Raw genomic sequence first — 11737 nt, 5'->3', positions numbered from 1 at the left:
GGCCAGAACCTTGTCTTCGCTCAGTTCGATGAAATCTTCGGTGGCAAGGGTCAAGCGTGTACCTTTTCCAGTTCCCCGATCAGAGAATTGTTCCCCACGCCCACAATCTTCACCGGCACGATCTGACCGATCAGGTGCGCCGCGTCTTCGGCAAACACCGCGTGCAGCCAGGGCGAACGCCCGACGGCCTGCTGACCATAGCGGCCCGGCTTTTCAAACAGCACGTCGATGGTTTGCCCCACCAGCGAGGCCTTAAAGGCCTGCGCCTGTTCGTTGATCAGGGCCTGAAGCGCCTGAAGACGCGCATCGGCCACGGCCTCATCGACCTGACCCGGCATGGCGGCAGCCGGCGTGCCCGGACGCTTGGAATATTTGAACGAGAAGGCCGAGGCGTAACCGACCGTGCGGATCAGGTCCATCGTGTCTTCGAAATCCTTGTCCGTCTCGCCGGGGAAGCCGACGATGAAGTCGCCGGACAGGGCGATGTTCGGCACGGCGGCTTTCAGGCGCGCAATCAGGTCGATATAGGCCTGACGCCCGTGCTTGCGGTTCATGGCACGCAGGATCTTGTCCGACCCCGACTGCACGGGCAGGTGCAGATAGGGCATGACCGCCGGGTTTTCGGCGTGGGCGCGGATCAGCTCATCGGTCATGTCATTGGGGTGCGAGGTGGTGTAGCGGATACGATCCAGCCCCTCAATCTCCGACAGGGCCTGCATCAGGCGCGGCAGGGTCGATTCCTGACCGTCGGCCTCAAGGCCGTTATAGGCATTGACGTTTTGCCCCAGAAGCGTGATTTCGCGCACCCCTTTCGAAGCCAGCGAGCGCGCTTCTTCGAGGATCGAGGCCACCGGGCGCGACCATTCGGCCCCGCGCGTATAGGGCACGACGCAGAAGGTGCAAAACTTGTCGCAGCCCTCCTGCACGGTCAGGAAGGCCGTCGGGCCGGTTGGCTGACGCTCGGTCGAAAGCGCATCGAACTTGTCTTCCGGGGCGAAGTCGGCCTTCAGGCGCTCACCCTTGGCGCGGGTGGTGCGGGCGATCAGCTCGGGCAACTGGTGATAGGCCTGCGGACCGACGACCAGATCGACCGCCGGAGCGCGGTTCATGATCTCTTCGCCCTCGGCCTGCGCCACGCAGCCGGCGACCGCAATCGTCATCCGCCCTTCGCCGCGCGCTTCTTTTTCCTGACGCATCACCTTCAGGCGACCGATCTCGGAATAGACCTTTTCGGCTGCCTTTTCGCGGATATGGCAGGTGTTGAGCAGCACCAGATCAGCCCCTTCGGCCTGATCGGACACGGCATAACCCAGCGGGCGCAGAAGGTCAGCCATACGCTCGCTGTCATAGACGTTCATCTGACAGCCGTAGGTTTTGATGTGCAGCTTTTTGGATGCGGCGGATGCGGTTTCACTCATGGGGTGCTTATGAGGTTTCAGGCCTCGTTTTTCAAGGCCAAACACCGGATTTTATCCACATGGGTGTGGCCCGCACCGGCCGCTTCGGCCTATTTGTCGTCGAGCGGTACGCCGTAGAGTTCCAGCTTATGACCGACCAGCTTATAACCCAGCTTTTCGGCCAGAGCGGTTTTCAGCTTCTCGATCTCTTCATCGAAAAATTCGATCACTTCGCCCGATTTGATGTTGATCAGGTGGTCGTGGTGGTCTTCGCCCGCCTGCTCATAGCGGGAACGGCCATCGCCGAAATCGTGGCGTTCGACCACACCGGCCTCTTCGAACAAGCGCACCGTGCGATAGACGGTGGCCAGCGAAATATGCGGATCAACCGCAGCGGCGCGGCGGTACAGTTCTTCGACGTCCGGGTGATCCGTAGCCTGAGACAGCACACGGGCAACGACCCGGCGCTGATCGGTCATGCGCATACCTTTTTCGACGCATTGCTGTTCGATACGGTCCATGCGGCCCTCCCGGATTTGTCATTAATACACCGCGGCGTTGCGCCGCACCCCTATGGAATTAAGGGCAATCGACTCAAACCGCAAGACTGAGAATAAGCGCGTCCACCAGCGCCCCGCCACGCCGGCTGTAATAAAGCGGGCGACGACCGACCTGACGAAAACCCAGACCCTCATAAAGGGCAATAGCGGCGGGGTTATCAACGGCCACCTCAAGGAACAGGCTGTGGATGTGGCGTTGCCCCAGATGCGCGATCAGGTGTTGCAACAGGGCGCGCGCATGGCCGCGTCTTTGCGCCGCAGGATCGGTAGCGATGGTCAGGATTTCGGCCTCATCGACGACCACCGAGATCAGCACGAAGGCCTGAAGCCGCTCCGCCTCGTACATGCCAAAAGCGGTGTATTTTTCGCTTTTCAAGTATTCTGAGAAATCGGAATCATTCCAGCCGAAATCGAAGGTTTGCGCGTGGATTTGCACCAGTCGCGAGTCAAATTCTTCAATTTGGAGAATATTATTCATATTATTCGGAAATTTCTTCTCTCAGGCGAAATTGACCACCGACTTGTCTGAAACCTTGGCATCGGCGTCGCGCATATAAAGCGGAGTCAGATCATTATAGGCGGTGGTTGGGGCAAAACACAGGGTCGCCATCGCCTTTAAATCCGGCAAAACATCCGCGGCAATCTGTGCCTGCGGAAAGCGTTCGGCCAGAAGCGGTGCGCCCGACCCGATCAGCCAGTCCCAGCCGCTACCCATGTCGGTTTCATCTAATTTTACAAGATCATACGACTCAGGCAACGAAACCATGTTATCGGCCTCAAAGCGCTGAAAATAGAGCTGACCGCGCCCGGCATCATGCGCCACCAGTCGCCGCTGATTATCAAAATCCGCTGCCCGCCCCATCAGCTCCAACGTCGAAAATCCGCGCAGACTAATGACCAGTCCCGAGGCCATGCCCTTGGCAAAAGACAGACCGACACGCAGGCCGGTGAATGAGCCGGGCCCCAAGGTTACGCCCAGAATATCGAGGTCGCGCGGATTGATTCCAGCTTTTTCGAAGCATTCCAACGCAGCGGGACCGATAAATTCCTGATGCCCGCGCGTCATGTATTCTCTGAGTGTCACCACCTCAGAGACGGACCCGTCTTTATATTCAAAAAGACCCACCTGACAGGCATTCAGGGCGGTATCTATGACAAAGGCCAGCGCCACCTTACAGCACCTGTTCGATGGTTTTCACTTCCGGCACATAGTGTTTCATCAGGGATTCCACGCCCTGACGCAGGGTGGCCGATGAGGACGGGCAGCCGGAGCAGGCCCCGCGCATATGCAGATAAAGCGTGCCGGACTCGATGTCGAAATGCTCAAATTCGATATCGCCGCCGTCCTGCGCCACCGCCGGACGCACGCGCGTATCGAGCAAATCTTTGATTTCCAAAACGATTTGCGCGACTTCACCCTCATAGGTGCGCTCATTGACGGCACCTTCCTCATTAAGGATGGCGCGACCTGACGCATAGAAGTCCATAATGGCGGCCAGAATGGGGGCCTTGATTTGCGCCCAGATCAGGCCCGCCTCCGGGTCGCGCTTCACAGTCAGGAAGTCTGAGCCGAAATAGACGCCCGCCACGCCGTCAATCTGAAACAGCGACAGGGCGAGCGGCGATTTTTCCGCCTCGGTTTCGCTGCGAAATTCCAGGGACCCTTTGCCCAGAACCTCACGGCCGGGGATGAACTTCAAAACGTCAGGATTGGGCGTGGCTTCGGTCTGGATAAACATGAGCGGCTTTCCGAGTAAATCTCCCGCTCAAATGGGGGTAAATGCAGAGGATGGCAAGAGGACATTGAATGAGCCCCTCCCCTGATTTCAAGGGAGTGGCTAAGCCCTACATCAACTCTTCGATCGCTTCGTCGCTGATATCCCCCGGCACCACGGTTACCGGCACAGGCCGTGTGCCGCCCAGCGTCCCGACGCCTTCGCGGACCAGCAGATTGACCAGCGGGCCGGGATTGCCGCCCGACGCCCCGATGACGATGATCTTAATATCGCGGTCGGCGATCAGGACTTCGCGTATGGCGTCCTTCATCTGTCCCGTCTTGATGATGATTTCCGCCGGACGCCCGGACTTGACCGCCGCCTCGTCGGACAGGGTGGACAACAGCGTTTCGGCCTCTTCGCGCTGTTCGCGCTCGATTTCATCGCGCACGCCCGCCCACTGGCTGTAGTCGGTGGGCGGCAGGACGCGCAGCAGGGTGACCATGCCCTGCGTCACGCGCGCCCGCACCGAGGCATAGCTGAGCGCGGCCCGGAATTCGGCACTATCGTCGGCAATGACCAGAAACTTTCTCATAGCTTCTGCACCCACTGACGCAGGGCGGCATTGACGATGCTCAGCTTGGCGAAGCTCCAGCCGGCGCCGGTCCCTTCGATTTCACCCAGAAGAGACTGCAACGGTGCTACCTGCGACGCCTGCGCTTCGGCCCAGGCCTCAAGTCCGTGACCGTCGCGGCGAACAGCGGCCACCACCGACTTCTGTTCGGCATAGATGTCTTCGATCAGGCGGCGGATGGCCATACGGTCCCACGGATCGGCAGAATAAAGCTCCCCTGCGCCGGCGCGCAGACGGTCAAAACCAAAGCGTTCGCCCGTTGCCAGATAGAGGCGCGCCGCTTCGACCACATCCCCGCCTTCGGCCAGATCGACCATATCAATGGCGCTGGTCCACGACAGCAGGGCCGACACCCGGCGCGACAGGTCTTCGGGCGCACCGGCGCTGATCAGTTTTTGCGCCCGCGTTTCAACACGCGCCGCTTCGTTGGGGCTGAGCACCCCTTGCGCCGACAACAGGGTGGCAATGCCCGTCTGATAGGCATTAATCACTTCCGTCAGGGTTTCCGGACGACCGGCGAAACGACGGGCGATGAAATAGACCTGACGACGCAGGAAGGTGGCGATGGCGTTATAAAGCGCCGTTTGGGCCGCTGCCGGTACTTTCGTATCCAGCGCCGACACCTCGGCCCACAGGGCATCGGTGCCAAATAGACGCCGCGCGCCTTCGAACGACAGGGCCAGCGCCCCGGCATCCACCGCTGCCGCCTTTTGCAAACGCAGCGGGAAGCTGGGGCCCAGAATATTGATCATCTCATTGCACAGAACCGTGGCCACGATTTCACGGTGCAGACGGTGGGCCCGGATGTCATCAATAAAGCCGTGCAGCGGCTTGGGGAAATAGTCGATCAGGGCCTCTTCGAACACCGGATCGTCGATGGCGGTCGTCTCAATGAGGTCATCGAACAACACGATCTTGCCGTAGGCCAGCACCACCGCCAGTTCCGGACGATAGAGCCCGGCATTTTGCGCCTTGCGCGCCTCCAACTGCGCATTGGTGGGCAGGCCTTCGACCTTGCGATCCAGCTTGCCGCGCTTTTCAAGCGCCGTCATAAAGCCCTGCATCGAGGCATTGTCGCTGAGCGCCGTCGATTCCAGAAGCGTCAGAGCGAGCGTCTGAGCATAGTTGTCCTTCAGCACCAGATGCCCGACCTCATCGGTCATTTCGGCCAGCAGTACGTCACGCGCTTCGATGGTCATGCGACCGGACTGCACAAGGCGACCCAGCAGGATCTTGATATTGACCTCGTGGTCCGAACAATCGACGCCCGCCGAATTGTCGATGGCATCCGTATTGAGCTTCACGCCCTGCGCCGCCAGCGCGATACGCCCGGCCTGAGTGATACCCAGATTGGCCCCCTCTCCGATCACCGCGGCACGGATATCGCCGGCATCGACGCGGATAGCATCATTGGCCTTGTCACCGACCTCAAGGTGCGACTGCGACGCCGCCTTGATATAGGTGCCGATGCCGCCAAAATAGAGCAGCTCCGCAGGGGCGCGCAGAATGGCCTGCATCAGCTCGAACGGCGTCAGGCTGGTGGCCTGAATATCGAGCGCCGCGCGGATTTCCGGTGTCAGCTCAATCGACTTCAGGCCGCGTGAAAAGACGCCGCCGCCCGCCGAAATCTTCGCCTTGTCGTAGTCCTGCCAGCTTGAGCGCGGCAGGGCGAACAGGCGCTCACGCTCGGCAAAGGACGCCGCCGGATCGGGGTTCGGGTCGATGAAGATGTCGCGGTGATCGAAGGCGGCGATCAGCTTTGTCTGCTTCGACAGCAACATGCCATTGCCGAAGACGTCGCCTGACATGTCGCCGACGCCGACCGTGGTGAAGGCCTCGGTCTGGATGTCCTTGCCGCGTTCGCGGAAGTGGCGCTTGACCGCTTCCCACGCCCCGCGCGCCGTGATGCCCATGACCTTATGGTCGTAACCGACGCTGCCACCGGACGCAAAGGCGTCATCCAGCCAGAAGCCGTAATCGCGCGCCACGCCATTGGCGATGTCAGAGAAGGTCGCCGTGCCCTTGTCCGCCGCGACGACCAGATAGGGGTCCGGCGCGTCCCAGCACACCACGTCCTTTGGTGCGATAATGCCGCCCTGGGCATCGAGATTGTCGGTAATGTCGAGCAGACCCGACAGATACATCTTGTAGGCCCGCACCGCCTCGGCACGGATGGCATCCGGCGCGCCCCCCGCCGGGAGCTGCTTGGGATAGAAGCCACCCTTGGAACCGACAGGCACGATGACGGCGTTCTTCACCTGCTGCGCCTTGACGAGGCCCAGCACTTCGGTGCGGAAATCCTCCTTGCGGTCGGACCAGCGCAGGCCCCCGCGCGCCACGGGCCCGAAGCGCAGGTGCACACCTTCGACCACCGGCGACCAGACGAAGATTTCGCGGTAGGGCTTAGGATCGGGGAGGTCCGCCAGTTCGCGTGAGGCGATCTTGAACGAGATATAGCCCTTGGGCTTGCCGCCCCGCGTCTGGTAGTAGTTGGTGCGCTGAATGGCCCCGATCAGGGCGGCGATGCGCCGCAGCACGCGGTCGTGCTCCAGCGAGGTAACGCCCTGAAGCAGGGTGTTGATGCGGTTAAGCGCCGCCTCAACCTCGACCTTGCGCGTATCGATGGGCGTGTCATTGACGGCAAATTTCAGATCAAACAGATAGACCAGCGCCGCTGCCACATCCGGATGGGCGCGCAGGGCCTGCTGCTGCACAATGGCGCTGGGATCAAGACCCGACTGACCGCGATATTTGCACAGAGCGCGCAAAAGCGCGGCTTCGCGCCAGCTCAGACCCAGAAGGGTCAGGGCATTGAAACCGTCGATCTCGGTTTCGCCGCGCCACAGGGCCATCAGCGCCCCTTCGAAATCCTCACGGAAATCGACAAAGGCCGTCGGATGGGCGGCGGGCAGTTGCACGATAAATTCGTGGATGAAGTGGCGCGGTACATCGCCGGATTCGATGCGATGACCGAACTCTTCCAGCGTTTTCAGCCCCATACGCTCCAGCACCGGCAGGATGTCGGAAAGCGGAATAGCGGTTTCGGCGCGGTCATACAGTTTCAGCGAGAAACGGTCGCTGACCCCTTCCGGCTGCCACGCACGCACGGTGAGCGGGTACGCCTCATCCAGCCCGGCCAGAATGGCGATATCCGTGACAGCCTCAGCAATGCCATAGCGTTCCTGATAGGCGACGGGGATGGCGCGCGCCCATTTCACATAATCGGCCTGCGTCTGGCCCGCCTCCAGAGCCGCATCCTCAACACGCTGCGCCCAGTCGAGCGTCAGATCGGTCACGCGGTCTTCGATATCGGCCAGATTGGGGTCCGGATGGCCGCCCGGCGTCACACCGATAATATAGTGGATGCTCGACAGAGCGCCGCCCGTCACAAACGGATAGAGCGCACTGACGCGACCACCGAAGCCTTCGGCCAGCAACCGCCCGGCGCGTTCCTGCACCGAAACGCTATAGGTATCGCGCGGCAGATAAAGGAGCACCGAAATAAAGCGGTCAAACGGATCACGGCGCGCAAACAGGCGCACACGCGGCCGGTCGGAAATGTGCAGCACGCCGCGCGTAATGCGCAGCAGGTCGCCTTCCTGAATCTGGAACAGCTCATCGCGCGGATAGGTTTCGAGGATGTTTTTCAGGCGCTTTTCGGCATAGCCGCCATTGTTGAAGCCCAACCGGCGCGACTCGCTCAGGACATGCTCGCACTTCTTGCGGATCAGCGGCACTTCAAAGGCCGGACGGTCGTAGGCGTCCGAGGTGAACAAGCCGACAAAGCGCGTTTCGCCCGACGGTTTGCCATCGGCGCCGTAATGCTTGATCGAGATATAGTCCATGTAGACGCGGCGATGGACGCGCGACTTCAGATTACCCTTGGCCACGGTGACCGGCTCAGAGCTGGCCAGATGGCTCAGAAGCTCGCGGCTGAGGATGGCCGGTTCTGACCCCCGCCGCAGGATGGCGCGTTTGTCGCGAAGGACGCCGTATTCTTCCTGCAACAGGTTCAGCGGTTCTTCGGCGACATACTCGCCGTCGGCGCTGCGCGGATAAACATAGGTGCGCGCCCCCAGAAGGACGAAGTGATTTTCCGACACCCAGCGCAGGAAGGCCAGTTCTTCCTGAAGCACGGCGGGATCGATCTGCACCACCGGATGCAGGGTCAGGGCCTCAAGCGCCGTCATCTCTTCGGCCAGCAGCGCCTGCATACGCGGGAAGTCGTGCACGGCGGCGCGAAGATCGTTCAGCGTCGTCTCGACGCCCGACAGGATAGCCGCGTGTTTTTCAGCGGGCTGACGACCGACAAAGACCAGCATCAGGGACTCGGTGACCACCTTGCCGCTGCCGCGTTGGCCCGTGTCGTCCCGGTTGACGGTGACGACCGGGTGGAACATGGAGCGGATGATCAGGCCCTGATCAATCAGTTCGCCCATGACGCTTTCGACGATGAACGGGGCATCGGGCTGAACGATCTCAACCACATCATAGGTGCTGTTGACGGGGATGATGGTCTTCAGGGCACCGGCCCCTTCGCGCACCGCGGCGCGGCCCCAGGACTCGGCGAACAGGCGGCCTACCTCTTCGAGGCTCAGTTCCGGCATCTCTTCCGGATCATAGTCTTCAAGGCACTGAGCGAGAAAGCTGCGCGCCGCCTCATCCGCCGGACCTTTGAGCGCGGCGGTGAAGGCCGCCTCTATGCCGGCCCGCGCGTCCGCGACAAGGGCGTCAAGTTCGGTCGAAAGGGTGAGGTCGTCCATGAGTTCCATCCACTGCGCGTAATGGCGCAACGCTACGCATCACACCTTATAATACCAACGGCCGAAGATGCTGACCGCATCCGGCCGCTGAATACTCGAGACTGTCTCATATGTGTCAGTGAGATGAGACAGTCTCGAACGGAATACCAAGTGTCGTTTTTAACGACTCTTGGCATAATAAGTGAATTATCCGTCAAAAGCACAGGCGAAGACAACGGCTTGGGGAAAATAAAGTTTCTGACGAAACGGAATGGGGTCATGCGCTCACAGCCCGCCTGAAAGGATAAGCCGCTCACCCGGTCTGGCGGGTGAGCGGCTTCTTCGGAGCCACCCTTTATGGGGGGAAGGGCCACCCCGGAAATGGCTGCGCGGCCTATGGGGGGAAGCGACGCAAACCACGACTCATCGCTGAGCTGTGGTGATAGTAGCACGCAGACCCGCCGACCCTAATCAGGCCTGATCGCGCTGTTATCACTTCTGTGTGAGAGAACTGTGTTCTTTGGTGTTGGTGCGGCGCAACTGAAATACCTTTTGCCAAAGGCCTTCGCGACGCTTTATTCATGGGGTTCCGACACAGGATAACGACATGACTCAGGGAATCGACATCGGCTTTTCCGCCGACGGCCATCAGACGCTTCTGCTCAACCGTGCTAACCGCCACGGTATCGTCGCCGGGGCGACCGGTACGGGCAAGACGGTGACGCTTCAGGTATTGGCTCAGGCTTTTTCTGACGCCGGCGTGCCCGTCTTTGCGGCCGATGTGAAGGGGGACCTGTCCGGGATCAGCCTGCCCGGGGCGCCGAATGAAAAGCTTCTGGCCCGCGCGCAGGAAATGGGTATCGAGCTTAAGCCCGCCGCCGCCCCGGTCGTCTTCTGGGACCTGTTCGGTCAGAAGGGCCACCCAATCCGCACCACGATTTCGGACATGGGCCCGCTGCTGCTGGCGCGCCTGTTTCAGCTCAATGAGGTGCAGGAAGGCGTGCTGAATATCGTCTTCCACGTCGCCGACAAGGAAGGGCTGCTGCTGCTCGACCTTAAGGACCTGCGCGCCATGCTCAGCCACGTGGCCGACAATGCCAAGGAAATCAGCGCTCAGTACGGTCAGGTCTCCGCCGCCTCCATCGGTGCCATCCAGCGTCAGGTACTGGCCCTCGAAAGTCAGGGCGGAGAGCAGTTTTTCGGCGAACCGGCCCTGCGTCTCGAAGACCTGATGCGTACCGATATTTCCGGCAAGGGCTATGTCAATGTACTGGCCGCCGACAAGCTGATCGGCAGCCCCCGCCTCTATTCGACCTTCCTTTTGTGGCTGCTGTCTGAGTTGTTCGAAGTCATGCCCGAAGTCGGCGATCCCGAAAAACCGCGCATGGTCTTCTTCTTCGATGAGGCGCATCTTCTGTTTGACGAAGCGCCTAAGCCGTTGCTGGAAAAGATTGAACAGGTGGTGCGCCTGATCCGTTCCAAGGGTGTAGGCATCTATTTCGTCACGCAAAACCCGGCCGATGTGCCGGACTCGGTGCTGGCCCAGCTTGGCAACCGCATCCAGCACGCCCTGCGCGCCTACACGCCCGCCGAACAAAAGGGCCTGAAAGCCGCCGCGCAGTCCTTCCGTCCCAACCCGGCCTTTGACACGATCGAGGCCATTCAGGGTCTGGGCGTCGGTGAGGCGCTGATTTCGGTGCTCGACGAAAAGGCCTCGCCCACCGTCACGGCCAAATCGAAAATCCGCCCGCCCGCGTCGCGTCTGGGGCCTGCGACCGAAGCCGAGCGTGCCGCAATCATCGCCAAATCGCCCGTATCAGGGATGTACGACACGCTGCGCGACCGGGAATCCGCGTTTGAACTGTTGACGGCGCGCGCCAAGGCCGAAGACGCAGAAGAGGCTGAGGTCGAAGCCCCGCGCGCCGAAAAGAGCGAAAAACCAGAGGTGCATAAACCTTCGGCCACGGAAAAGGCCGTCACCTCGGTCGCGGTGTCTGTCATCCGCACTATCGGCGTGACGCTGGGCCGTGAACTGGTGCGCGGGCTTCTGGGTTCGATGAAAAAGCCCACGCGCACCACGCGACGGAGATAGATGCGTGGCAGAAGATTCGATCTGAGGCCCCCTCCGTCTGCTCGCGGTGCTCGCAGCCACCTCCCCCGCATCGCTTCGCTCACAGGGGAGGAGATATGGTTAACGCTTTTTTACCGGTTGCCGCGGCAAGAGTGGAGGCATGGTTGCCCCGCTTCTTGCCCTCATTGCCTGGTCGCTGATTGTCCTCGTCTGGCTCTATGCCCGGCGCATACCTGCCATGCTGCAACTGGGTCAGGATTTTCAGTTATTTGCCGATAAACGGCACCTGTTCCGCCTGCCCGCCGATGTGCGTGCCGTGGCGGATAACTATACCCACCTGACCGAACAGCCGACGCTGTTTTACGCCCTCAGTCTGGGGATACAGGTGTCCGGTCTGGCTGATCAGTTGTTCGTGGTTCTGGCGTGGATTTACGTGCTTTTGCGCATTGTCCACAGTCTGGTGCAGGGCATCGGCAACCACGTCATCCTGCGCTTTTGCGTGTTCGTCGCGGGGACGGGCATTCTGGCCTATATGACGCTACGTGCTATCCGGCTGGTGTTTGACATCTAGATCATTATGATTTCTGGTAGAAACATAATGATCTAGATTTTGTTTAG

Annotated in this window: 9 protein-coding genes; 2 read left to right on the top strand and 7 right to left on the bottom strand. The window is 60.6% G+C overall.

Features of this window, described 5'->3' with window-relative positions:
• Nucleotides 1-50 precede the first annotated feature (50 nt).
• The 7 genes from miaB to Q0072_RS18715 form a co-directional block, all read right to left on the bottom strand.
• Entirely contained in the window at nt 51-1418 is a 1368-nt protein-coding gene (miaB, locus tag Q0072_RS18745; protein ID WP_298333069.1) for a tRNA (N6-isopentenyl adenosine(37)-C2)-methylthiotransferase MiaB, read from the bottom strand.
• Nucleotides 1419-1507: 89 nt separating this feature from the next.
• Nucleotides 1508-1918 (bottom strand): Fur family transcriptional regulator, encoded by a 411-nt coding sequence (locus tag Q0072_RS18740; RefSeq protein WP_013477699.1) that lies wholly within the window; start codon nt 1916-1918, stop codon nt 1508-1510.
• Between the two features lie 73 nt (nt 1919-1991).
• A complete protein-coding gene (gene rimI / locus Q0072_RS18735; RefSeq protein ID WP_298333068.1) occupies nt 1992-2435 on the bottom strand; it encodes a ribosomal protein S18-alanine N-acetyltransferase in 444 nt (147 codons plus the stop codon).
• 21 nt (nt 2436-2456) lie between these two features.
• Nucleotides 2457-3128 (bottom strand): tRNA (adenosine(37)-N6)-threonylcarbamoyltransferase complex dimerization subunit type 1 TsaB, encoded by a 672-nt coding sequence (gene tsaB / locus Q0072_RS18730; protein ID WP_298333067.1) that lies wholly within the window; start codon nt 3126-3128, stop codon nt 2457-2459.
• 1 nt (nt 3129) lies between these two features.
• The gene (locus Q0072_RS18725) at nt 3130-3696 is read right to left on the bottom strand and encodes a NifU family protein (RefSeq protein WP_298333066.1); all 567 of its coding nucleotides are present in this window, start codon (nt 3694-3696) and stop codon (nt 3130-3132) included.
• 106 nt (nt 3697-3802) lie between these two features.
• The gene (locus Q0072_RS18720) at nt 3803-4267 is read right to left on the bottom strand and encodes a universal stress protein (RefSeq protein ID WP_013477695.1); all 465 of its coding nucleotides are present in this window, start codon (nt 4265-4267) and stop codon (nt 3803-3805) included.
• On the bottom strand, nt 4264-9069 hold the full coding sequence (locus tag Q0072_RS18715; protein WP_298333065.1) for an NAD-glutamate dehydrogenase: 4806 nt from the start codon (nt 9067-9069) through the stop codon (nt 4264-4266). Before Q0072_RS18715 ends, Q0072_RS18720 begins: the two co-directional genes overlap by 4 nt.
• A gap of 586 nt (nt 9070-9655) precedes the next feature.
• Here Q0072_RS18715 and Q0072_RS18710 point away from each other — a divergent pair.
• Together Q0072_RS18710 and Q0072_RS18705 are read left to right on the top strand one after the other, a co-directional pair.
• Entirely contained in the window at nt 9656-11140 is a 1485-nt protein-coding gene (locus Q0072_RS18710) for a helicase HerA-like domain-containing protein (protein WP_298333064.1), read from the top strand.
• A gap of 139 nt (nt 11141-11279) precedes the next feature.
• Entirely contained in the window at nt 11280-11690 is a 411-nt protein-coding gene (locus Q0072_RS18705; RefSeq protein WP_298333063.1) for an MAPEG family protein, read from the top strand.
• The last annotated feature ends 47 nt before the right edge of the window (nt 11691-11737 follow it).

Origin of the sequence: Asticcacaulis sp. (assembly GCF_027484505.1) — a bacterium.
GTDB lineage: Bacteria > Pseudomonadota > Alphaproteobacteria > Caulobacterales > Caulobacteraceae > Asticcacaulis.
The sequence above is the reverse complement of the archived record's forward strand: the minus strand, read 5'-3'. Positions and strand labels throughout refer to the sequence as shown.